The organism is Pseudomonas mosselii (assembly GCF_019823065.1).
Classification (GTDB): Bacteria; Pseudomonadota; Gammaproteobacteria; order Pseudomonadales; family Pseudomonadaceae; genus Aquipseudomonas; species Aquipseudomonas mosselii.
The window spans coordinates 3,236,727-3,260,594 of the sequence record NZ_CP081966.1; the positions used below are offsets into that span (position 1 = coordinate 3,236,727).

A 23,868-nucleotide genomic window follows, 5' to 3' on the forward strand; every position below is an offset into this window, starting at 1 on the left:
CGGTACGCCGATGCGACTTGCCCCGCGACACGTTTAATTAGTTAGCCTGCTTTCTTTTCCGTCGCGCGGCAGCCATGATGGGCACAGCCCCACCGCCCGCCCGCGAACGAGCCCATGACCGCGCCACACGCCTCCAGCGTCACCCTGCAGATTCTCTCGATCGTCCTCTACACCTTCATCGCCTTCCTCTGCATCGGCCTGCCGATCGCGGTGCTGCCTGGCCATGTGCACGACCAGCTGGGCTTCGGCGCGGTGATCGCCGGCCTGACCATCGGCCTGCAGTACCTGGCCACCCTGCTCAGCCGGCCCTTCGCCGGGCGGGTGGCGGATACCCTTGGCGGCAAGCGCGCGATCCGCTACGGCCTGTACGGCATCGCCGGCTGCGGTGTGCTGACCCTGCTGTCGGCCTGGGCCCTCGCCCTGCCCTGGCTGAGCCTGGCGCTGCTGTTGGGCGGCCGGCTGTTGCTGGGCATCGCCCAAGGGCTGATCGGCGTCGCGACGCTGAGCTGGGGCATCGGCCAGGTGGGAGCGGAACATACCGCGCGGGTCATCTCCTGGAACGGCATCGCCTCCTATGGCGCCATCGCCATTGGCGCGCCCGCTGGCGTGCTACTGGTGGACGGCCTGAGCTTTGCCGTGCTCGGGCCTGCACTGCTGGGCCTGGCGCTGCTGGCCCTGCTGGTGCTGCGTACGCGGCCGGACGTGGTGGTGGTGCGCGGCGAACGGTTGCCGTTCTGGTCGGCGTTCGGCCGCGTGGCACCTTGTGGCGTGGGATTGACCTTGGCGTCGATCGGTTATGGCACCCTGACCACCTTCGTCACCCTGTATTACCTCGAGCGCGGCTGGGTCGGCGCCGCCTGGTGCCTGAGCGCCTTCGGCCTGTGCTTCATCCTCTCGCGACTGCTGTTCGTCAATGCGGTCAACCGCTACGGCGGCTACAACGTGGCCATCGCCTGCATGGCCACCGAGGTGCTCGGGCTGAGCCTGCTGTGGCTGGCGCCGTCGCCGTTGTGGGCGATGGTTGGCGCCGGGCTGACCGGCTTCGGCTTGTCGTTGGTGTACCCGGCCCTGGGCGTCGAGGCGATCCGCCAGGTCCCCAGCAGCAGCCGTGGCGCCGGGCTGGGCGCCTACGCGGTGTTCTTCGACCTGGCGCTGGCCATCGCGGGCCCGGTGATGGGCGCGGTGGCGGTGCACCTGGGGTACGCTTCGATCTTCTGCGTCGCCGCCCTGCTCGCCCTGTCAGGGGTGGGCCTGACCCTGTTGTTGGCCCGCCGCGGCTGAACGCTCAGCGGGCTCCGGCGCGCCCAGAGCCTGGCTAAAGAAGGCGGTGGTCTCGCTGCGTAGCGAGCGGTGGATATGCTGACGGTCGACGCCCTCGGCGTCCTTGCACAGCACCGGCATGCGCTGATGCTGCTCATCGTCACAAGGGGCCATGAACACGAAGTGCCCGGCGCCGGCCAGCAGGCGGTAGTCGGGGGTGACCGGCAGCTTGCGCGCCAGGGCATCGGCATTGTGCTCCAACACCAGCAACTGGTCGTTGTCACCGCTGTAGATCAGCGCCGGCACCTGCACGCCGGCCAATGCGTGACGACCGAACATCAGGCTCAGCGGCGCCATCAGCATCACCGCGCCCACCCGGGGATCGGCGCGGGGCGCCAGCTCGCTGTGGTCGGCGATCAGCACGCCATGGGTCTTGCAGGCGTCGGTGTCGGTGGGGCGTTGCTCGCAATAGCGGCGCAGGCGTTCGAGGTCGGGCCGTGCGCCGGACAGGATCAGTGCGGTCTCGCCGCCGGCGGAATAGCCAATCACCCCGACCTTGCCGTCATTCAGATACGGCGCGAGCAGCCTGTCGTTGCGCGCCGCGGTGATCGCGGCGCTGATTTGCAGTGGCCGGCCATAGAGGTTGCTGAGGGTACCCAGGCGGCTATGGTCACGGTTGTTGTCCCCGGGGTGGACCACCGCCACCACCACGAAACCCTGGCGAGCCAAGCCATTGGCCAGGTCATGCAAGGCCATCGGGCTGCCGGTGTTGCCGTGGGAGATCACCAGCAGCGGGAACTGGCCCATGGCCACCGGCGCCTCTTCGGCGACACGGGTCTGGTAGCCCTCGATGCGCACCGGGCGCGCTTCGCCGCTGGAAGGATAGAACACCAGCGCCTGCATGGGCCGGGCGTCCACCGGGTCAGTGAGCGTCAGGCGGTGCAACCCGGCCACCCACGGCGCCGCGTCGGCGCGCGCCAGCAGGCCGCCGAGCAGCAACAGCGCCATCAGCATACGGGTTCGTTTCATCGCAGGGCACTCCTCGTCGCAAGGCACTGCGCAGCACTCGGGAATGGATGCCAGCATAGAACCCGTCTCGCAGCCAGCACATGAAAACTGGATGAAAAAAGCCGACTGGCGCGCTGGGCGGCAGTCGGCTTTGGTCAAGCAGTCGCAATCAGGCGGCGGCGAACAGCTCACCGGCAATATGCGCCTGGGCGGCGTCGATGGCCTTGGCACGGTGCTCCGGACCATATGCCAGGCCATGGGCGCGGACGATTTCCAGGTCGGTGATGCCGATGAAGCCGAGGAACACCTTGAGGAAGTCCTCATGGCCGACACCGGTCGGCTGGCCCTGGTGCAGACCACCGGCGGTGGACACCAGGATCACCTTCTTGTCGCCGCACAGGCCTTCAGGGCCGGCCTCGGTGTAGCGGAAGGTCTTGCCGGCCACCGCCACGCGGTCGATCCATGCCTTGAGCTGGGTCGGCACGGTGAAGTTGTACATCGGCGCGCCGATCACAACGGCGTCGGCGGCGAGGAATTCTTCCAGGGTCTCGGCGCTCAGCTTGGCCTCGTGGGCCTGGGCGGCATCGCGCATCTCCTCCGGGGTGCCGGCGGCGACCAGGGTGGCGGCGGAGAAGTGGCTGATGGCATCGGCAGCCAAATCGCGGTAGACCACTTCGAGGCTCGGGTCGGCGGCTTTCCAGGCCTCGACCACTTCGCGGCTCAGCTGGCGGGAGGCGGAATTGTCGCCCAGGATGCTCGAATCGATATGCAACAGTTTCATGGGACTCTCCTGTGAATGAAGACCGCGGCGGTGGGCGATCACGATGGGAGCAATCCTATCGGCACATCGAATAGCTGATAAGTCGGTAAAAACGCGTTAGTTTGTTCCACTGATGGAACAATGAGACTGTCAAATGCAAGACCTCAACGACCTCTTCTACTTCGCCCGGGTGGTCGAAGCCGGTGGTTTCGCCGCCGCTGGGCGCCAGCTGGGCATCCCCAAGTCGCGCCTGTCGCGGCGCATCGCCGAGCTGGAGGAACGCCTGGGCACCCGCCTGCTGCAGCGCACCACCCGGCAGCTCAAGCTCACCGCCGTGGGCGAGCGCTACCTGAACCATTGCCAGGCCATGCTGCTGGAGGCGGAGATGGCCGACGAGGTAGTGGCCAGCATGTCCAGCGAGCCCCGGGGTCGCCTGCGGGTGTCCTGCCCGGTGGCCCTGGCCCACGCCTTCCTGCCGGATGTGATCAGTCGCTTTCTCACCCAATACCCCCAGGTGCAGCTCGACATGGTGCTGCTCAACCGCCGGGTCGACTTGATCTCCGAGGGCATCGACGTCGCCCTGCGGGTACGCGACCTGGGCGACGAGGACCCGGCGCTGGTCACCCGGCGCCTGCGCCAGGCGCAGATGCAGCTGGTGGCCGCGCCGGGCTTCGCCGATCATATCCGCGAGCCCGCCGAGCTGGCGACCCTGCCGGTGCTCGGCGCGGCCGAAGCCGACCGCCTGGTGCACTTCCGTCTGCACGGGCCCCATGACCGTCAGGAGGAAGTCGCCCTGGAGCCGCGGCTGGCCATCGACGACTTTGTCGTGCGCAACGCCGCGGTACGTGCAGGGCTGGGCTTCACCGCCCTGCCGTCGATGTTCTGCGAGGAAGAACTGGCCCGTGGCGAACTGGTGCGCCTGCTGCCAGACTGGTCGCTGCCCGGCGGCTACCTGCAGGCGGTCTACCCGCACCGCCGGGGCCTGCTGCCAGCGGTACGCGCATGGATCGATCACCTGGCGGCTTCATTCGAAGCCTGTGGAGAGCGTTATGTCTGAGAAAAGGCTGTCCGAGGAGCAGGTGGCGGCGCTGTGCCTGGCCCTGCCTGGGGCGCGGGAAGACTACAAATGGGGCGGCATCCGGGTGTTCTCGGTGGCCGGCAACAAGATGTTCGCCGTGCAGGACCTGGGCGGCGCCGGCTTGTCGTTCAAGGTGGCCGACGAGCTGTTCCTCGGCTACTGCGACCGCCCCGGCATTCGCCCGGCGCCTTACCTGGCGCGGGCGAAGTGGATCAGCATGTTGCCGCCCTACCCGATGGGCCGCGACGAGCTGAGCGACCTGCTTAAGCGGTCGCACCAACTGGTGGTGCAGCGCTTGCCCAAACGTCAGCAGGCGGGGTTGCTGCTTGGGTCTACAAGCTGAGTGCGCATCGCAGCACCTTTATGCCTGAATGGGCGGCCCTTTGAGTTCGACGCGGTTGCCATCGGGGTCGTAACAGTACAGCGAGACACCCTCACCTTCAGCGCCGTAGCGTTTCTCTGCGGCCTCGACCCTTACCCCGGCCTCACGCAGCCGTGCGCTCAGCGACGGTTCGTCGAACGGCTCGATGCGCAGGCAGAAATGGTCGACATTGTGCCCGCTCGGGCCGGGCAGCGGGCCGCCCTGGCGCCCCAGCGGACCATCGACAGCCACCAGGTCGATCAGGCCGTCGCCGGCCCCCAGATGGATCATCCCCAGCGAATCCCTGCGTTTGCGCACCGGACAGCCAAGCAGTTCATGGTAGAAGGCCAGGCTGCGCTGCAGATCGCCGACGCGCAGGACCAGGTGGTCAATATGCAGGATGGTGAAAGCTGGCATGGCAGTGCTCCACGTTCAGGCTTTGTCTAGACCATAGCAGCGTCCCCGCCGGCTGACCTTAGGCCGACGCCGTCAATGGCCGACGGTAGGTCCGCCGCAGGTGCTGTGGGCCAAACGGCTCCTGACATGTCAGCCATCGCCCTGGAAGCGGCTCAACTATGTACCGCCTCAAGCCCTTCCCACTGTCCTTGAATGGTCGCTCCCCCTTATTGGAATGCGACCATGCACAGCCTCGATCCTCCCTACCACCAGCAACAGATCTTGCGCAGCCTGCCGGGCTGGACCAGGCATCTGCATCCAACCCACACTCAAAGGCTGTTGCGTCGGGCACACCGGGAACACATCAAGCCGGACGGACAGTTCGCGGACTGGTTCGTCCAGGCCTCGCCGGTCCGCCAGGCAGAACTGCGCGAGGCCATCAAGCAGCGAACGACCAGTAGCAAGGCACTGGCCAAGGCCTTACAGGCTCTGCGGGGCATCACCGAGTTCTGCGAACCTTTGCTGAAGGCGCGACTGGGCGTGCAGGTCTCCCTTACACAAGCGCAGTTCAACCGTCAGCCATTTACGCAGGGCCAGATGGGTGGGTTTCCCGATCCGGACGCATCCCATGTCATGCCCCGCCCGGTGATCCTGACCGAGCAACCGACCGGCGCCGCCACGCTCACCAGCCTGCTGGAAGCCGCTCTGCACAATTTCGAAGGCATGGCTGAGGTTGGCCCCTTCAGCACCTTGCAGCTCAGTGTCGAAGACACCACACCAATCCCTGGCTTGAGTACAAACGCTTTTGTCAGCCACTGCCGTGCACTCGACCTGGGCAAGCGCTATCAGCAGCACCTGCAAAGCCTCTATGGCGGCACGCGAAAGGCCGTGCTGCAACCGCTATGGAGCCAAGCGCGGCGCGATGAGCTTGCCGTGCAGGCGCTGATCGCCCATATGCGCAGACACCTGACGGATGAAGGCCTCCAGGCATTGCTCCAGCTCTGTACCACCGACCAAGCGCCAAGTTACGGGACGGCAACGGCCTCGGTGCTGACCTTGAGCATGCTGGGCACGCAATTGCACGACCTGTGGCTGTTGAAAGTAAACAGCCAGCCCGCCCCCGCCTGTATCGCCTACCTGCCCTTCGACGACGATCAACCTGTACAGGAGTTCATCAACCTGCTCGCCTTCGGCAGGTACCTACGGCGCCGGCTGCTGGAGCCCGGCTATCGCGAACGTTTTCTGGAACATGTCGCCCTGAAGGATCGCCCCGAGATGGCAAGAAAACTCAAGGCCAGGCTGTTCGAAGGCCCCCGGGCGCAGGTGATCCCCCTCGAGACGCCTTCCCCCGCGTTTGCCGAGACCGAACCTGGCACGCATCCCTGGCAAGGACAGGAAACGGCCAGCGAAGCAGATGAGCCACCAACACCGCGCCCCGTCCGCTTCCCGGTGCTGGCGATCCATGAAACCCCCATCGCCTTCCCGGTGTGGCCCAAGCTGTTCAACGACCATGTACAACGCCTGCAGGACGACGCGCGCGGGGTGGCGGTACCGACGGCCGATGTCGACGCCAAGGCACGGCGTGAGCGCCTGATGCTGTGGGGCGAGCGCGGCTTCAACCTGCTGGGGGTGGCGGCCATGTTCGTCCCCGGCCTGGACGTCGCCATGCTGGCAGTGGGCGCAGGCCAGGTCATGAGCAGTATCTTCCACGGTTTCGAAGCCTGGTCCGAAGGTGACAACGCCCAGGCCGCAGGGCAGGTCGAGTCGCTGCTCATCAACCTCGGCAGCGTGATCGCCATCGCTGGCGTCGCCAAGCTGGCCAGGGCCAGCGGCTTTGTCGACGGGATGGAAAGCCTCTGGATCAATGGCGAGCAGCGACTGTGGCACCCGCAGTTGCAGCCCTACCGCAGCCCGGTCGAACTGCCGGCGGACCTGCAACCGGACAACCAAGGCATCCTGCAGTATGACAATCGGCATTTCATCGAACTGGACGATTCGCTCCACGAGGTGCGAAAGCACAGCGATGAAGACTGGCGCATTGTCCATCCGGAAGATCCACAGGCCTATCAGCCACGACTGCGTGGCAATGGCGAAGGGGCTTGGCGCTTGTCGCACGAGCGGCCGCAGGACTGGAGCCGGGTCAAGTTGATGCGCCGCCTCGGTCCGCTCTGCAAGGGCTTGAACGATGAAGAACTGCTGGCAGCACTCGACAGCAGCGGCCTGGACCGTGGCGTGCTGGAGCAGGTCCACGCCGACGGCAGGCGCCCTCCGGCGCTGCTCGAGGACGCCCTGCGCCGGCTCAAGGCCGACAGCACCGCCGACGAGATCATCGCCAGAACCCGCCAGGGCCGCCCGTTGGCAGCCTACAAACAATTCGCCATCAGTGTGCTCGGCGAACTGCCCGGTTGGCCCGAGGATGTGGTGCTGGAGGTTTTCGAGGGGGTCGAGCCGATGGGCAGCGCCACCCGCTATGGGCGCGATCGGCTCGGTGACCAGGTAATCCAGTTGACCCGCAGCGACCTGGACAACGGCGACCTGGCCAGGATCGTCCTGGAAAACCTGGACGAAGAAACGGTAAACGCCCTGCTGCCCGAGGGTGCCTCAGCCGGGCAACGCCAACAGGCCTTGCAGACGCTGATGGCCGACCGGTTGAGCGCAAGTCGGTCGGCGCTGTTCGACAGCCTCTACAACGCTCATACCAGCGCAGCCACGCCCACGATCTTGGCCATCGGTCGACAGTTTCCCGGCCTGCCCCGGCAGGCACTCGACGAACTGGCCAGCCAGGCCAGCAGCGCCGAACGCAACAGCCTGCTTGCAGGCCGGGTTCCCCTGCGTATTGCCGAGGAAGCACGGCTGCTGCAAGCCCGTGTGCGACTGGACCGGGCAATCCTGGGCCTGTACCGCAACAGCCTGGCCAACGCCGATAGCCAGCTGATCAGCGACAACCTGCTGGCCCGCTACCCACAAAGGTCCGCGCAACAGCGCTATCACGCGGCGCTTGCCGACCGTCCCGCAGCCGCCAGGCTGATCGGCCAGCAACCGGTGAGCCCCGGCTTTCGCTCGCCCCTGCGCCTGAGCGATGGCAGGTATGGCTACCCGCTGAGCCCAGGCGTATTCGCCTCCCGGGCCGAACGCGAGCTGCATGCCTTGTACCCCGGGCTCGGTGATCGCGAGGTCAGGCAATTGTTGGTTACCCTGCGCGTCAGGGGCAGCGCTACTGAACAGATTCAGGCATTGCGTGCTCAATTGGCAACACTGCGTGAACAGCTCGGCGCCTGGGCCAGCAAAGGCGCCGACGACTGGGGCGAAGAAGTCGGCGCCTACTTCACCAGGACCGCCGACCAACTGGTCCGGGCCTGGCAGCGCCTGGACGGCGAAGTACTCAGCCTGTCCAATATCACCCTCGATGCGTTGCCGCCGCTAGCGGCGCGTTTCGATCACATCGCCACGTTGACGCTGGAGAACCTCAACGTGATCGAAATGCCCGCCGACTTCCTGCAGGCCTTTGTGTCATTACGGCGAATCGATGTGCGCAGCAGCCCGCAGTTGAGCGCCGCTTCGGTCCTGCGGGCACTGCGCAATGCTCCGCAATTGCGTGAACTGCGTCTGAGCGGGGCACGCCTGGGGGAGCTGCCAGCTGTCGCCCACGAGGTATTGCCGACACTGGACAATCTGCGCAGCCTGGAACTGCCCCGCAACCGCCTCACCCTGACCCTGCCGGACCTGCAGATGATTGCGGGCCTGCGCCTGGAGACCCTGGATCTGCGGGTCAACCGCATTGCGCTGGATGCGCAAATGGCGGGGGCCTTTGGCTCGATGCGTGCGTTGCGGCACTTGCACCTGAGCCTGAATCCGCTGGGCCTCGGCCCTGACGTGGGCAACCTGGAGAACCTGGCCACCCTGCGTCTGGACAGCACCCAGTTGCAGCACTGGCCATCCGGGCTCGGCACCTTGATGCAGCGCACCCCATGCATGCTGCGCGAAGTGGACCTGAGCATGAATCGCATCACGCAGATTCCCGATTTCGACTCGCTGATCTACTCAGCCTATTCAGACGCACTGCTGGCCAGACGTCCTGGCTATCGCTGGCGCTTCAACTACAACCCGTTGGATGAACGCACCCGCACAAGCCTGAGGGTCATCGGCGCCTCCGCCGAGGAAGAAACGATCGAGGCGCCTTTGCCTGCACCTGCGCAGCGAATCGACTGGCTGAGCGGTGCCAGCGAAGCCCGCCAAGCCACCTGGAACGCATTGTTTGACGAGGACCGCAACACCAGCTTGCGCGAGGTCATCGAACAGGTCGGCATGTCAGCCAGCGCGCTGCGTCAGCCCAGGGCCTTTGCCCGTCAGGTCTGGAGACTGCTTGATCGGGCTGCCGCCAGCACTCGCTTGCGCACCCGCCTTAACGAGGTGGCCAGCGAGTTCCCGGTGACCTGCGGCGATGCCGGTGCCGATGGTTTCGATACCTTGCAGGTCGAAGTAATGGCCTACGATGAGGCCGCAGAGATCAAGGCCGACTATGGAATCGCCGGTGACGAGGTTGCCACGCCACCACTGTTCCAGTTCTTTAGGCGCCTGTTCCGACGAGACCAGGTGAACGCCCTGGCCCAGGACCTGTTCAACGCCAGGCTTGCGCGACGCGATGCCCTACGTGCAATGGATGCCTGGCATGCCCAGCCATTGGACGAGCGCGGTGCCAGGCCCGCAGTACCCGAGCTGCATCGCTTCGATACGCTGTCGGACGACGTGCTGCACAATGGCCTTGGCGAAGGCCTGGACCTGATCGAGATTCGCCTGGCCCTGCGCACTCGCCTGTCGAGGAGACTGGACTTCCCCGAGTTCCAACAGGACATGCTGTACCGGCAAACCGCCGAAATCTCGGCGCAGACCGAAGATGCGGTACGCAATGAGGTCGAGACACGGGACACTAGCGCCGACAGGCGTCGCCAGTGGATCTCTCGACACCCGACCTGGCGCCGCTTGCTGCACCGGGAATTCATTACTCGCTTCAATGTGCTCAGGCGTCGCTGGGATGTCGGCATGGACTTCCTGGAGGGCAATGACCTGGACGGCACACTCGAACCCCCGGTGATCGAAGCGCTGACCCAGGCGCTGGGGCGCAGTCCCCTTGGCGAAGATGGCCAGCCCCTGCGCCAGCCCCTCACCAGTGAACAGTATGTCGCGGGCATGAACCGCATGGCCCTGGGCCTGGAAGCGGACGAAGACGCCCTCTACCTTGGCCTGACCGCACGCCGCGACCCCAACAACTGAGCCTACTGGCCGCGCAGGTCTTCGAAGAAGACCTGCCGGCCGTGTACCTGGCTCGACGCGCGCGGCTGCCCGGCCACCTCGCCACTGGCCTTTTCCACATGCCAGTAGCAATGCCGGACTGCTCGCGTGACAGCCACATAGGCCAGTCTTTGCACCTCTTCCTTCTGCGCCGTGTCGAACGCCTGGGCATCACCCGGCTTACCCAGGCCGGCCAGACGGTAGACCTGGTTCTTGTAGGGCGAGCTGGTCAGGTACTGGCAATCGCCCAGCATGAACACCGTGTCAGCCTGCAGGCCCTTGGCACTGTGATAGGTCAGTTGGCGCAGGCGGCGCTGGCCGATCGGCAAGCTAGAATCAACTTTAACAATCGATGATATATATTGCTCTATCAATAGTTTATCGCTGGATTTTCGAAACAGTATCATGACTGTTTCGCCACGTTGATAGTGCTCGATCACGGTCTCGGCCAGTGCCGCCTCGTCCCGGTCGAAGACCCTCACCGGTGCCAACGGCAATTCAGTCGCCAGCCCTGCGGCCTTGGCCTTCTTGCCAGTGATGGCCGGGGCGCCTTTGACCAGATGCTCGGCGGCATCGATGATGTGCTGCTGGCTGCGGTAGTTCTCCACCAGCATCACCCGCGTGTTGGCGGGTGACGGGAACGCCTTGGTGAACTCCATGAAGTACTTCGGCGAACTGCCGCGCCAGCCGTAGATCGACTGCCAGTCATCACCGACGCACATCAGCGACGAATGCTGCGCCACCCGCCCGACATGCAGGGCCGGCCCACGGCGGCGGATCTCGGCCAGGCTCGCGCGCAGCCAGCTGACGATCTGCGGCGAGACGTCCTGGAACTCGTCGATCATCAGGTGCGCCAGGGGGCGCAGCAACGGGTCGGGCAACAGCCCGAGGTTCTCCGGGTTGTTCTCGCCGAACAGGGCGAACATGCGGTTGTAGGTCATCACCGGCGGTGACTGGGCCAGCAGGTGTGCCTCCAGCGCCTTCCAGTACAGGGCCAGGGCTTCGAAGAAGGTCGCGTCGGTGTCGCCGGACGGGAAGCTCATGGCCGCCACCGCCGCATTCACGTCCAGGCCTAGGTTCTCGATGAAACTGGCCGCAGTGACGAAGGCGTCGAGCAACGGCGCCGGGGCCAGCTCGCCCTTGACCTTGTACTCGAAGCCCGGCCCCGCCACGGCATCACCCGCCAGAGACGCCGCCAGCCGTTTTGCAGAAGAATAGTTATCCAACCATATCAATGGCTTGTCGCAGAAGGCTTGAAACAGGGTTCGCTTGACCGCCCACTCCGCACGCACCGCCAGCTTGGCGCCCGGGCGTTGGTACTGGCCGCTCTCGGCCGGGTCGAAGCCCAACACCACCCAGGCATCCAGCCCTTCCAGGCGTCCGTGCACATGAAAGCGGCTACCACGGATCTGCACCGTGTCCCGGCAAGGTTCGATACCCTTGATAGGCCAGGCCCCGGCGGCAAACCACAGGTCCTCGATCACATCGCACAGTTCTTCGTCGCGCTGGGCCGCCAGCTGGGTCACCTGGGCGCGTTTCTGCACATCCGGGTGATCCGGATCCAGCGGCTTGAGCAGCAGGGCTTCCTGGCGCAGCGCGGCGATCAACTCGGCGAAACGCGGGCTCTGCCCCATCAGGTCGCGGTAACACAGGTTGAGCTGCTGGCGCTGGGCGTCGTTCAGGCGCAGGTCGAAAGGGTTGCTGTCGGCGTTGGCTTCGCCCCCGACAGGCATCTCGCTGCCCAGCGTCTCGAACGCCCGCACCTGGGCAAAGCCCGGCAGGCTGCGTACCAGCGGCAGGATGCGCGAGTGGAAGGTGCGCACCAGCTCGCGCCCCTGGGCCGGCGACAGTTCGACCTGCCACTGGGCGAACACTTGCAGCAGGCGCTGGATGAAGTCCTTGCGCGACTCGCGGGTAAAGGTCACCACGGTGAGGGCATCAAGCTCGAAGCCCAGGTAATGGCGCAGCAACAGGATGCGCAGCACCAGCGAGGTCGACTTGCCCGCCCCGGCGCCGGCCACCACACAGGTGGACGGGGTATCGCTGAAGATCAGCTTCCACTGCGCCGCGCTCGGTTGCGCCTCGGCCGGCAGGCGCTGGGCGACGTCGGCCTTGAAGCGCTTCTTCAGCTCGGCTGTCAGCGGCAGGCGCCAATCGTCGAACAGGTTGTCGTCCTGGCCCGGCACAGCGACATGCTCGGGGCGGGTATCGCGGATCACCAGGACTTGGCGCCCGGCCTCGTAGCCGTCCACCCGGCCCCGCTCGTAGCCTTCGCGCAGGCCATCGGCATGGCCGTTGCGCTGGCCCGTGGCGTGGCCCAGGAACCAGGAGTCACGGTGCTGCGCCTTCAGGCGCGACAGGCCGCGCCCCAACAGGCGGGCCGCCAGGCGGCGCAGCCACGGCAACTGGGCGGGCGGGGTCAGGTCGGCCGGGGCCTGGGGATGCTCGTGAGGCACGGTCACTCCATTGAGAATCAGAACAGCGGGCATGTTCACCTCATCCGCAAGAAAGTGCCAGCGAATGCTTGTGTATCAGTCAATTAGGCGATGAAGCGCATGTTGATTCGCATCCATTCGAATCGAATTAATAGATCATATAAAGCCGATATTTACGCTTTTTATCGATCTTTCAAAACCGCATCATGGCACCATTCCACCGAATCAGAGGAGCAATATCATGCTGCAACTGCGACCCTTCGAGAGCCTTGGCCACGCCAACCACGGCTGGCTGGACGCTCACCATCACTTCTCTTTCGCCGAGTACCATGACCCGGCACGTGTGCACTGGGGCAACCTGCGGGTCTGGAACGACGACCTGATCGCCGCCGGCGCAGGCTTCCCGCCCCATCCGCACCGTGACATGGAAATCATCACCTACGTCCGCGAAGGGGCTATCACCCACCAGGACAGCCTGGGCAACAAAGGCCGTACCGAGGCCGGGGACGTACAGGTGATGAGTGCCGGCAGCGGCATCGTCCACAGCGAATACAACCTGGAGAAGGTCGACACGCGGATCTTCCAGATCTGGATCATTCCCGAGAAGGTCGGCGATGCGCCGTCCTGGGGCACCCGGCCGTTCCCCAAGGGTGAACGTGGCGAGGGCTTCGTGACCCTGGCCAGTGGCCGCGAGGGCGATGAGGACAGCCTGCGCATCCGCACCGACGCACGCCTGGTGGCTGCCACTCTGCGCGCCGGCGAAAGCGCCGAGTACCGCCTCGATGCTGGTCGACGCGGCTACCTGGTACCGGCGAAGGGGCTGATCGAGGTCAACGGGCTCCAGGCCAAGGCGCGCGACGGCGTCGCGATCGAGCAGGAGACGGTGCTGAAGGTGACGGCAGTGCAAGACAGCGAGATCGTGCTGGTCGATGTCGCCTGACCCGCGCAGCCCTTGACCACGGCTTATCGTGAGTCAAGGGTCGCGATATTGCACTTTTTCGCCTTACTGCGCTCTATCCATGGCCAGGCTCCGCCGATCCCCGGCAGAACCGACGACTCCCACCGGTGCCGATGGCCGTACGACAACCCGCCGAGCTTCACCACCGCCTGCTGTTGGCCGCTGCCCTCGTGTGCCTGACAGCCTGCACCCAACAGCAGGGGCGCGACATGCTCACCCAGATCGGCAACGGCAAGCCAGACGAGTTGTTCCAGACCAGTGTCGACCGCATGGCTACCCTGGCCATGCGCGACAACCTGCAAAGCTTGTACCTGCTGATGGACAAGCTGTACCTGCGCAACCCCAGCCAGTGGAGGCTGTCGGGCTACCTCGACGCCACCACGGCGGCGCGGCAGATTCGCATCGCCATCGAACAGCGCCAACCACTGCCGCAGTTGGGCGAGCGCCGCGACCTGGCAGCCTTGAGCTACGCCCTGAGCCCGGAGTTTCGCGGCGACCGGGTCGGCGCATTCATCTACGCCATCGGCAGCATGCTGGTCACCGCCCATGGCGGACGCACCGCGTTCTACATGACGGACACCCTGGACCCCTTGTTCATCAACAACGCTGCCCGCAACATCGAGAAAGCCACCTGGATGCTGAGCCAACGCCAGGATGCCAATGGCGTGCTCCTGCTGTTTTCCAACGAAATTTCCGAACAGGGCAGCAACCTGAGCTTCGCAGTGGAGTTCGGCAAGGTCGTCGCGCGCCTGGACCTGGTGGCGCAGATGCTCGACGAACGCTACCGGCGAATCGGCCTGAACTATGCGCAGAGCCTGCTGCTGATGAACTTCCTGCCAGTGCAGTGACGCGTGTCCGCTGATCGCACGCGCCAGCCCTGGAGCTGTGGTTGAGACAGGGATATCCGGATCGTGCAGTGCCTGTAGCGGCTCAGGAACTCTCCCTCACCATCAGCTCGAACCCCAGGTCCTGTTGCCCGGTGGCCACCCGCTTGCCATCGAGCAATGCCAGCAACGCCTGCGCCGCGCCGCGGCCGACCGCCGCGCGCGGGGTGCGGATCGAGGTCAGGCGCGGGACCATGTGCGCCGAGGCCGGCAGGTCGTTGAAGCCGACCATCGCCACTCGCCGCGGCACCTCGACGCCTTCGCGCAGCGCCTGCAGCACCGCGCCCTGAGCCAGGTCGTCGTTACAGAAGAAGATGCCATCGACATCCGGCGCCTTGGCCAGCAGGCGGCTGAACAGCGTGCCGCCCAGACCGATGGACGACGGCTGCGGATCGAGCATTTCCAGCTCGGGCGCCTGCAGACCGGCCTCGGCCAGGGCCTGGCGGAAGCCCTCGGCGCGTTGCATCACCCGCGGGTCGAGCTGCGCGGCGATGAAGCCCAGGCGCCGCCGACCGCGCTCGATCAGGTGGCGCGCCGCGGCGCGTCCTGCCTCGTGCTGGGAGAAGCCCACCGACAGGGCGTCGGCCTCGCCGCCCAGCTCCATCATATGTACGCACGGCACCCGACTGGCGGCGAGCATCTGCCGCGAAGCGTCGCTGCGCTCGAAGCCGGTGAGCAGCATGCCGCACGGCTGGTAGGCCAGGTAGTTGCGGATGAGGTTCTCTTCCTCGGCAATATCGTAGTGATAGTTGCCGATCAGCACCTCCAGGCCACGGGGGCGCATCACCTCGTGGATGGCCTCAAGGGTGTCGATGAACAACTGGTTGGACAACGATGGGATCAACACCACCACCGACTGGCTGCGCGCCGAAGCCAGGGCGCGTGCCGCCGGGTTGGCGACATAGCCCAGGCTGGCCGCTGCGGCCATGACCTTCTGCACCAGCTCCGGCGCGACCGTGCTGACGCCGCGCAGCGCGCGGGAGGCGGTGATGGGAGAAACCCCGGAAAGCCTGGCGACTTCCGCCAGGGTGGGACGACCGGTAGTGCGCGAGCCAGTGCGGGACATGAGTGTTGTAATTTTACCGCTTGCAGGAATGGGGAACGGTCACTAAGGTAGCGCTGTCTCTGAATGCAGGCAATGCAATCTTGGTAGCAGGCATGCGTTCAGCGTCCATACTGCCAAAGACAAGATCAATAACACCCGGGAGGGTGGCGCATGACGCTCGGTCCGTCCCGACCGAGACAGCGCTATCTCACCCAGCAGGAGGTACAGATGAACCCTTCCCTGTCCGCGATCGTGGTCATGGGCGTAGCCGGCTGTGGTAAAAGCAGCGTCGGCGCCGCCATCGCCACCCGCAGCGGCGGCCGCCTGATCGAAGGCGATGCCTTCCACCCCGCCGCGAACATCGCCAAGATGAGTGCCGGCATTCCCCTGGACGACGACGATCGCGCCGGCTGGCTGGTGCTTCTGGGCCAGGCGCTGCAAGACACCCTGGCCGCCGGCGAGCGCCCGATCCTGACCTGCTCGGCCCTCAAGCGCCGTTACCGCGACACCCTGCGCCAGGCCGTGCCCGAGCTGTGCTTCGTGTTCCTCGAACTGACCCCGCAAGAAGCCGAGAAGCGCGTGCTGGCCCGCCCCGGCCACTTCATGCCGGCCAGCCTGATCGACAGCCAGTTCGCCGCACTGGAGCCGCCGCACGCCGAACCCCTGACCCTGGCCCTGGATGCCACCCGCCCGCTGACCACGCTGGCCGAGGACGTGCACCAATGGCTAAAGCCTTGCGGTGAGCAGGCGCTGGCGCGGACTGCCTGAACCGGCGGTTTTTCCGGCTCACCAAAGACAGCGCTGTCTCCCTGCTTCTCAAGACGCAATGACGCAAGACACGCGACACCAAAACAACAACGAAAAGACCGAGGTTCACGAACCATGTTCGGACTGGCTACCGATACCTTCCTGTTGCTCGACGCACTGGTCACCATCGTCGGGCTCATCCTGCTGATCACCCATTTCAAAGTCCACCCCTTCGTCGCCCTCACCCTGGCCGCGGGCTTTCTCGGCCTGACCTCCGGCATGCCGGTGGCCAAGGTGATGAAGTCGTTCCAGGACGGCTTCGGCGGCGTGCTCGGCTTCGTCGGCATCGTCCTCGCGCTGGGTACCATGCTCGGCAAGCTGATGGCCGACTCTGGCGGCGCCGACCAGATCGCCCAGACGCTGATCCGCGCCTTCGGCAAGCAGAAGGTGCACTGGGCGATGATGTTCGCCGCCTTCCTGGTGGGCATCCCGCTGTTCTTCGAGATTGGCTTCGTGCTGCTGATCCCGCTGGTGTTCATCGTCGCCCGCCGCTCCGGCGTGTCGCTGGTGAAGATCGGCATCCCGCTGCTGGCCGGCCTGTCAGTGGTGCACGGCCTGGTGCCGCCGCACCCGGGGCCACTGCTGGCGATCGGCATCTTCCACGCCGACATCGGCAAGACCATCTTCTACGGCCTGCTGGTGGCCCTGCCGACCGCAGTGATCGCAGGCCCGCTGTTCGGCAACTTCATCTCGCGCTATATCCCGGGCAACCCGTCCCAGGAGCTGATGGACCAGATCGCCCGCGACTCGAACCAGCAGAACCTGCCGAGCTTCAGCGTGACCCTGATCACCGTGCTGCTGCCGGTGGTGCTGATGCTGCTGAAAACCTTCGCCGACGTGGTACTGCCGGCCGAGCACATCGTGCGCCAGTGGATGGACCTGATCGGCCACCCGATCACCGCCCTTCTCGCCGCCCTGCTGCTGGCCTTCTACACCTTCGGTTCGGCCCGCGGCTTCAACCGCCAGCAGATCATGAAGATGCTCGACCAAAGCCTGGCGCCCACCGCCGCCATCGTGCTGATCGTCGGCGCCGGCGGCGGCTTCAAGCAGATGCTGGTGGACACCGGCGTCGGCAACGTGATCGGGCAGATGGCGGTGCAGGCCGAGATCTCGCCGATCCTGCTGGCCTGGCTGGTGGCGGCGGTGATCCGCATTGCCACCGGCTCCGCGACCGTGGCCACCATCACCGGCGCCGGCATCGTCGCCCCGGTGATCGACCTGGTGCCAGGGGTGAACCGTGAACTGCTGGTGCTGGCCACCGGCGCCGGTTCCTTGATCCTGTCCCACGTCAACGACGCCGGGTTCTGGCTGGTCAAGCAGTACTTCAACATGACCGTGGCCGAGACCTTCAAGACCTGGAGCATGATGGAGACCATCCTTTCGGTGGTCGGCATCATCTTCATCATGTTGCTGTCGATGGTAGTGTGACCGTTGGTCGCCGTCATGGCACCTTGCTGACGGGACACAGGCCCAAGTGAGACAGAGGCCCTGCGCAGGCAGGGCCGCTTTCTCCGTCGCAAAGGAGCCTGCCCCATGAAACACGCCTTCCTCCTCGCCGCCCTGCTCGCTTCGCCCCTGGCCTTGGCCGCCGGTACCGGCGCCACCTACCCTGACGATCCGCACAATCCGGCGCCACAGCCGGGGGTCGACAGCACCCTCAACCCGATCGAGAAGCCCATGCCGCGGGACACCGACCCCCGGATCAAGGGCAATGACCCGGAAAGTCCGCCAGCCGAGCAGAACGATGATCGTGATCTGCCGGGGATGGGTAGTAGTGGGTCGGAGGGGATGGGGCGTGACGGGGGAAGCTCAGGGAGCAGCAAGCCCTGAGTCCCTGCCACCTGACATTTTTACCAGTTGTACAGCACCCAGTGGCGCACCAGTATTACCAGGGAATACTGGTCGGGGGCGACACATGGACAAATCAAACCGGGGCCGTTCAGCAGCACCGGGAATACTGGCTGTCGACCGGCAGGCCACTGTATTGAGGAGAAGCCATGTATCACAGCCCTCCATATTCACCTATTGCCCTTACGGCTACCTGCCAGAACGTAACGACTCAACGTTGTTGAGGTTCAACGGACAGCCTCTGGAGCTACCCATCCCCCTCTACCTTCTGGGCAATGGCTATCGCGCCTTCAATAGCGTCTTGATGCGCTTCCACTCCGCCGATAGTAAAAGCCCGTTCGGTGATGGAGGCATCAACGTCTATACCTACTGCGCGGGTGACCGGGTCAACAATACTGACCCATCCGGGCATATCTTGGAGAAAGTCCGTAATGCTATTACCGGAAGGGTCGAGTTCGAAGGGCCATACCAGGTGCTATACAAAGGCACTGACAAGATTGCGCCAACCGTGTTCCATAAAGAGGTACTACTTAGTGGGATGGCAGGTTTCGTTACACACTCCAAACTAGACCGCCCGCTATTATTAGATGAGTTCGGTAACTTAAACAATGCGAAATTAGTGGCGAAGGAGGAAATCGGTCCCAGACTAAAGGGGTTGAAAGCCTACCGCAAAGACCCAAACAAGCCTTTCATGTTGCTCGGATGCTATGCAGGGACCGCCGCTGCGCAGATTGTTGCCAATACATTGAATAGACCAGTTATTGCAGTCATGGGAAAGCTCAAAGCACCCAAGGCCCACCTAATCAATCAACCGTTAGAGAATGGTAAGCCCAGGCCTCTGCGTGAGTATGACCCTGAAATCGATGGCAAGCTGATAACAGCAGTGCTTCATACGTTTTATCCTATGGCTCAAGTCCGTAGCGCCTCATAGGTACTGGGGCACCCCCACTTTCGTCTTTAACATCAGCCCTTTCAAGGTGTTGATAATTGACGTCCGACTTGGGCCTGCCGGGGCCGCTGTGCGGCCCTTTCGCGGCACAAGGCCGCCACACATCGATCGCGCTGGGCTGGTCACCACTGCCGCTTGTCCGGTCGGGTCAGGCCGAGTTTTTCGATCTTGTAGCGCAGCATGTCCCGCGACAGTCCCAGCAGCCGTGCCGACTTGGTGACGTTCCAGTCAGTGCGATCCAGCGTGCGGCAGACCATGTCGCGCTCCATATCCGGCAGGCTGGCGGTACCCGGGGGCTCGTGGCGCGGCGCTTCGAACGCCAGCACCTGCGCAGGTTGCGCCTGGGGCTCGTCGACCAGGGTCAGGCACAGGTTCAGCTGATGAGCGCCGATTACCTCGCTGGGCGCCAGCAGCACCGTCTGCTCGAGCATGTTGCGCAGTTCCCGCACATTGCCCGGCCAACCGTAGCCCAGCATCAGCGCCTCGGCCTCGGCCGAGAAGCGCAGGTTGGGCTTGCCGTAGCGCCGCCCGTGGTGGGCCAGGAAATGCCGCGCCAGGCGCAGGATATCCTGCCCGCGTGCGTACAAACGCGGCACTTTGAGGGCAATGATGCGTAGGCGGAAGAACAGGTCGCGGCGGAACTTGCCCTGCTGGACCATCTGCTCGAGGTTGCAGTTGGTGGCGCTGATCACCCGCAGGTCGACCTTGCGCTCCTTGACCGCGCCGATCCGGCGGATGGTCCGATCCTCCAGCAGCTTGAGCAGCTTGGCCTGCAGCACCAGGTCCATCTCGCCGATCTCGTCGAGGAACAAGGTGCCGCCATCGGCCGCCTCGACCAGGCCCACACGACGCTCCTTGGCATCGGTGAAGGCGCCCTTCTCATGACCGAATAGCTCGGCCTCCAACAAGTTGGCAGGAATCGAGGCGCAGTTGAACTCGATAAATGGCCCCTTGGCCCGACTGCCGTCGAAATGCAGGGCGCGGGCCACCAGTTCCTTGCCGGTGCCAGTCTCGCCCTCGACCAACACCGGCGGCAGGTCGCCGCTGGCCATGCGCCGCTCGGCGTCGAGCAGCTGGCGCAGGGTATGCTTGAGCTCGAGCATGGCCGGCGACTCGCCGATCAGCGCCTGCAGCCCGGACTTCTGTGCTTCGCGTTCCTGGTAGAACGACAGCGTGCGTTCCATGCGCTCGGCCGCCAGGGCCTTGTCCAGCATCAGCTTGAGCTCGGCCAGCACCACCGGTTTGGTCAGGTAGTGGAACGCCCCCTCCTTCATCGCCAGCACCGCGTCCTCGACGTTGCCGTAGCCGGTCATCATGATCACCTTGAGCTCCGGCGCCTGCGCCACCAGCGTGCGCAGCAGGTCGTGTCCGCTCATGCCGGGCAGCGAGTTGTCGGTCAGCACGGCGTCGGGCCGGGCGCGCTTGATCTGCTCCAGCGCCAGTTCCGCACTGTGGCACACCGTGACCTCGAAGCCTTTCAGGCCCAGGTAGGTGCGAATGTTGTCGGCGAGGATTTCATCATCCTCGACCACCAGGATGCTGTGCTCCATGGTCCCCTCCCGCTGCAATTTTGAAAGTCAGGCTGACGCGGGTTCCTTCCTCTTCGCGGCTGGTCAGCTCGACCGCGCCGCCAAAGCGCTCCATGATCCGCTTGACCAGGGCCAGGCCGACACCCAGGCCGCCCTGCTTGGTGGTGAAGAACGGCTTGAACACCATGCGCCGTTGCTGCTCGTTCATGCCCCTGCCGGTATCACTGAGCTGCAACAGGGCCTGCTGGTCCTCCAGCTGGCGCACCTCGGCGCGCAGCTCGCCGCCCTGGGGCATGGCCTCCAGGGCGTTGGCGAACAGGCTGTTGAGAATCTGCGTCAGTTGCAGCGGCTGGCTGGCCACCCATTGTGTTGACGGCCCCTCGAAGGCGAAGCGCACGCCGTTGCGCTCGATCTGCGGGGCGAAGGTCTGTCGCGTATCCTCGATGGCCGCCACCAGGTCCACTGACTCGGGCTCGTCGCTGGCCGGGCGCAGCGATACCAGCAGGTCGCGGACCCAGCGCGACATGCGATCGACCTGGGTGATGATATCGCCGATATTCTTCTGCGCCGCCGGGCTGGCGATGTCCTGCGCAAGCTCCGCGCTGGAGCGGATATTGGCCAACGGGTTGCGCAGGCTGTGGGCCACCGCCGAGGACATCTCGCCCAGGGCCACGTAGGTCTCGCTGGCCACCAGGCGGTCCTGCTGGTGGTGCAGCAGGCTGGCGGCGCGGCGCACGATCCAGAACAGGCCGAAGTAGATCAGCGCCCCGCCGACCAGGGTCGAGGCCCAGATCAGCACGTAGCCGCGGTGGATGCGCCGCACCAGGTCCTGGGGTTCCTTGTAGATCTCGACCATGGCCAGCACCTGCTCGCCCTGGCTGTCAAACAGCGGTATGTAGTTCTCGATGAACAGGTGCCGGGGCTCGCGCTGAAACTTCTGCTCCTCGCGCTCCTCATCGGCCTTGTGGTAGCTGGCCGATACTGACTTGCGCGAATGGAAGGCGCGCTCCAGGTCCGCGTCCTCGTCGATGCGCTTGCCAATCAAGTTGGAGTTGGTCGACCAGACCACCAGGCGGTCGCGACCGTAGACATTGGCCAGCAGGGTGTCGGGCAGGTGTTCGATGTGGTCAAGGAACTCGACCCGGGTCGACTCGGCCAGTTGTGGGGTGAACTGCAGGTGTTGCTGGTCCATACGCGGGTCAAGCAGCTCGCCCATGGTGATGCCGGGCGGCAGTTGCGAATGGCGCACCTCCGCCTGGGCCATGGCCTGGATGAACTGGGCAGTGAGCATGGCGTCGCGTTCAACGCTGTCACGCACCACGAAACGCGTCGAGACATATCCCAACCCGCCGGCGACCGAGGCGATAATCAACAGGCTGACCAGCGAGAACCAGCGCAGCAGGTTGAACTCGCTCAGCGGCGCGGCCAACCCAGAAGCGATACTGCCGGGCTTGTCAGAGGCATCATTGTCGAGCGTCTGCATTGCGTCGCTCCCGCCTGGGGCCGATGAAGGCTATCGGCATGCCATCGCTACCGATGGTAGCAAAGTGACTCCATTGAGGCCGGGCGGACGGTGCCGCCTCAGGCTTGTATCAGGTGAAGCAAAAACTCGGCCAGCCTATAAATTATTTTAATTTACCTTATAAATCATATACTTGAATAGATTTATTAATGTTAAATATAGAAAAATCCCCCACTTCTGGGGAACCTTCACCTAGAAAAAATAAATACTTATAAAACAATAGGTTAATAGGCATTCCTACAGTTGATAATCACATAACTGCGACACGAAAATTCAATAACACCCGTGTCCCCATCCCCTCGCGACTGCTCAACCGCACCGAACCACCAAAGCACTCCATGATCCGTTTGACCAGCATCAGCCCCACGCCCACGCCACCCTGCTTGGTGGTGAAGAATGGCCGGAAGGCCATGCGCTGCTGCTGCTCATTCATGCCCTTGCCGGTGTCCGAGAGGCGCAGGCTGAGGGTGCGGCGGTCGTGGCGCACCACCTCCACGCGCAGCTCTCCACCCGCCTCCATCGACTCCAGGGCGTTGGCAATCAGGCTGTTGAAGATCTGCCCGAGCAAAGCCGGTTGGCCCAGCACCCGGGCCGTCGGCAGCTCGTCCATGACCAGACGCACCCCCCTCTGCCGCAGCGCCTGGTCATGGGCCAGGAAGCTGTCGCGCACGGCTTGGGCCACATCCACCGGCACGGCCTCGTCACCGAGCGGGCGCAATGACTGCAGCAGCTCACGCACCCACTGCGACATGCGGTCGACCTGGCTGATGATGTCGCTGATGTTCTTCTGCGCCGGGCCATCATCGAACGCCTGGGCCAGTTCGGCGCTGGAGCGGATGCTCGCCAGCGGGTTGCGCAGGCTGTGCGCCACCGCCGACGACACCTCGCCCAGGGCGACGAAGGTTTCATTGCCGATCAGCCGCTTCTGCTGCACCGCCATCAGCCGCGCCGCGCGGCGCATGATGCCGTACAGGCCGACGTAGACCAGCCCGGCGCCCACGGCGATGGCCAGCCAGATCAGCAGCAGGCCGTGCTCGATGCGCACGATCAGGTCGTGGGGCTCCTTGTAGATCTCGACCATGGCCGTGACGTTTTCGTCGTCGGCATCGAACAGGGGAATGTAGTTCTCGATGAACAGCTCCTCGGGCGGGGTGACGAACTTCTGCTCGCTGCGCGCCCGCTCGAAGTCGTGGTAGCTGGCCGACACCCGCATCTTGTACGCGAAGGCCCGGTCGAGGTCGTCGTCGGACTCGATCAGTTTGCCGATCAGCGCCGGGTTGCTCGACCAGATCACCGTGCGATCGGGGGCGTAGATGTTGGCCAGGAGTATATCCGGCAGATGGGCGATATGGTCGAGGAACTCACCCCGGGCACGGCGCCGGGCCTCGGGGTCGACGTCCGACAGGGCCTTGTCGGTACGCGGGTCGAGCAGTTCGCCCATGGTCCGCACGTTGGGGATCGACACATGACGTACTTCGGCATCGGCGATGGAGGTGATGAACTGCGCGGTAAGCAAGGCGTCGCGCTCGACACTCTCATTGATGATGAAGCGGCTGGAGATCAGGCCCAGGCCGACACCCACCGAGACGATGACAGCCAGGCTCACCCAGGCGTACCAGCGCAGCAGGTTGAACGGCTTGCGCGCCGGGGCGGTCTCGGCGGGCAGCAGTGTGTCGGGACGGGGGGCGAGGTCCATGGCGGGCTCCGCGGCTGGGCACCTTTAGAGGTTATAGCCCAGA

Annotated in this window: 18 protein-coding genes; 10 read left to right on the plus strand and 8 right to left on the minus strand. The window is 64.7% G+C overall.

Annotated features, from left to right (window positions below; all coding sequences use genetic code 11):
- The first annotated feature begins 114 nt into the window (after positions 1 to 114).
- Positions 115 to 1,281: an MFS transporter gene (locus K5H97_RS15215; RefSeq protein ID WP_028691878.1), complete on the plus strand. Its 1,167-nt coding sequence runs from the start codon at positions 115 to 117 to the stop codon at positions 1,279 to 1,281.
- On the opposite strand, the gene K5H97_RS15220 is transcribed toward K5H97_RS15215, so the two are convergent.
- Both K5H97_RS15220 and K5H97_RS15225 read right to left on the minus strand, forming a co-directional pair.
- A complete protein-coding gene (locus tag K5H97_RS15220) occupies positions 1,240 to 2,289 on the minus strand; it encodes an alpha/beta hydrolase family protein (RefSeq protein WP_028691877.1) in 1,050 nt (349 codons plus the stop codon). The two genes, K5H97_RS15215 and K5H97_RS15220, sit on opposite strands and share 42 nt — an antisense overlap.
- A gap of 148 nt (positions 2,290 to 2,437) precedes the next feature.
- A complete protein-coding gene (locus K5H97_RS15225) occupies positions 2,438 to 3,049 on the minus strand; it encodes an FMN-dependent NADH-azoreductase (protein WP_028691876.1) in 612 nt (203 codons plus the stop codon).
- 133 nt (positions 3,050 to 3,182) lie between these two features.
- Between K5H97_RS15225 and K5H97_RS15230 the strand changes: the two genes are divergently transcribed.
- Positions 3,183 to 4,085, plus strand: coding sequence for a LysR substrate-binding domain-containing protein (locus K5H97_RS15230; protein ID WP_028691875.1), 903 nt, complete (start codon positions 3,183 to 3,185; stop codon positions 4,083 to 4,085).
- Positions 4,078 to 4,449, plus strand: coding sequence for an MmcQ/YjbR family DNA-binding protein (locus K5H97_RS15235; protein ID WP_028691874.1), 372 nt, complete (start codon positions 4,078 to 4,080; stop codon positions 4,447 to 4,449). Before K5H97_RS15230 ends, K5H97_RS15235 begins: the two co-directional genes overlap by 8 nt.
- An 18-nt stretch (positions 4,450 to 4,467) precedes the next feature.
- On the opposite strand, the gene K5H97_RS15240 is transcribed toward K5H97_RS15235, so the two are convergent.
- Entirely contained in the window at positions 4,468 to 4,884 is a 417-nt protein-coding gene (locus K5H97_RS15240; protein ID WP_028691873.1) for a VOC family protein, read from the minus strand.
- Positions 4,885 to 5,106: 222 nt separating this feature from the next.
- Between K5H97_RS15240 and K5H97_RS15245 the strand changes: the two genes are divergently transcribed.
- A complete protein-coding gene (locus K5H97_RS15245) occupies positions 5,107 to 10,134 on the plus strand; it encodes a dermonecrotic toxin domain-containing protein (RefSeq protein ID WP_028691872.1) in 5,028 nt (1,675 codons plus the stop codon).
- Positions 10,135 to 10,136: 2 nt separating this feature from the next.
- Here K5H97_RS15245 and K5H97_RS15250 read toward each other — a convergent pair whose 3' ends face one another.
- Positions 10,137 to 12,641, minus strand: coding sequence for a UvrD-helicase domain-containing protein (locus tag K5H97_RS15250; protein ID WP_028691871.1), 2,505 nt, complete (start codon positions 12,639 to 12,641; stop codon positions 10,137 to 10,139).
- A gap of 187 nt (positions 12,642 to 12,828) precedes the next feature.
- Between K5H97_RS15250 and K5H97_RS15255 the strand changes: the two genes are divergently transcribed.
- The gene (locus K5H97_RS15255; RefSeq protein ID WP_028691870.1) at positions 12,829 to 13,527 is read left to right on the plus strand and encodes a pirin family protein; all 699 of its coding nucleotides are present in this window, start codon (positions 12,829 to 12,831) and stop codon (positions 13,525 to 13,527) included.
- Positions 13,528 to 13,658: 131 nt separating this feature from the next.
- Entirely contained in the window at positions 13,659 to 14,393 is a 735-nt protein-coding gene (locus K5H97_RS15260) for a hypothetical protein (RefSeq protein WP_028691869.1), read from the plus strand.
- Between the two features lie 82 nt (positions 14,394 to 14,475).
- On the opposite strand, the gene gntR is transcribed toward K5H97_RS15260, so the two are convergent.
- A complete protein-coding gene (gene gntR / locus K5H97_RS15265) occupies positions 14,476 to 15,495 on the minus strand; it encodes an HTH-type transcriptional regulator GntR (RefSeq protein ID WP_028691868.1) in 1,020 nt (339 codons plus the stop codon).
- Positions 15,496 to 15,702: 207 nt separating this feature from the next.
- On the opposite strand from gntR, the gene K5H97_RS15270 reads away from it, so the two are divergent.
- The 4 genes from K5H97_RS15270 to K5H97_RS15285 all read left to right on the plus strand — a co-directional run bounded on the left by K5H97_RS15270 (position 15,703) and on the right by K5H97_RS15285 (position 19,060).
- Complete coding sequence (locus K5H97_RS15270) at positions 15,703 to 16,242, plus strand: gluconokinase (RefSeq protein WP_028691867.1); 540 nt, start codon at positions 15,703 to 15,705, stop codon at positions 16,240 to 16,242.
- Between the two features lie 114 nt (positions 16,243 to 16,356).
- Positions 16,357 to 17,709: a GntP family permease gene (locus K5H97_RS15275; RefSeq protein WP_028691866.1), complete on the plus strand. Its 1,353-nt coding sequence runs from the start codon at positions 16,357 to 16,359 to the stop codon at positions 17,707 to 17,709.
- Positions 17,710 to 17,814: 105 nt separating this feature from the next.
- Entirely contained in the window at positions 17,815 to 18,111 is a 297-nt protein-coding gene (locus K5H97_RS15280) for a hypothetical protein (RefSeq protein ID WP_028691865.1), read from the plus strand.
- Positions 18,112 to 18,196: 85 nt separating this feature from the next.
- The gene (locus tag K5H97_RS15285) at positions 18,197 to 19,060 is read left to right on the plus strand and encodes an RHS repeat-associated core domain-containing protein (protein WP_169740508.1); all 864 of its coding nucleotides are present in this window, start codon (positions 18,197 to 18,199) and stop codon (positions 19,058 to 19,060) included.
- A 140-nt stretch (positions 19,061 to 19,200) separates the two neighbouring features.
- Here K5H97_RS15285 and K5H97_RS15290 read toward each other — a convergent pair whose 3' ends face one another.
- The 3 genes from K5H97_RS15290 to K5H97_RS15300 form a co-directional block, all read right to left on the minus strand.
- Positions 19,201 to 20,628, minus strand: coding sequence for a sigma-54-dependent transcriptional regulator (locus K5H97_RS15290; RefSeq protein ID WP_028691864.1), 1,428 nt, complete (start codon positions 20,626 to 20,628; stop codon positions 19,201 to 19,203).
- A complete protein-coding gene (locus K5H97_RS15295; protein ID WP_028691863.1) occupies positions 20,597 to 22,090 on the minus strand; it encodes a sensor histidine kinase in 1,494 nt (497 codons plus the stop codon). The genes K5H97_RS15290 and K5H97_RS15295 overlap by 32 nt, the downstream gene beginning before the upstream one ends.
- Before the next feature lie 289 nt (positions 22,091 to 22,379).
- A complete protein-coding gene (locus K5H97_RS15300; RefSeq protein WP_028691862.1) occupies positions 22,380 to 23,825 on the minus strand; it encodes a sensor histidine kinase in 1,446 nt (481 codons plus the stop codon).
- Positions 23,826 to 23,868 lie beyond the last annotated feature (43 nt).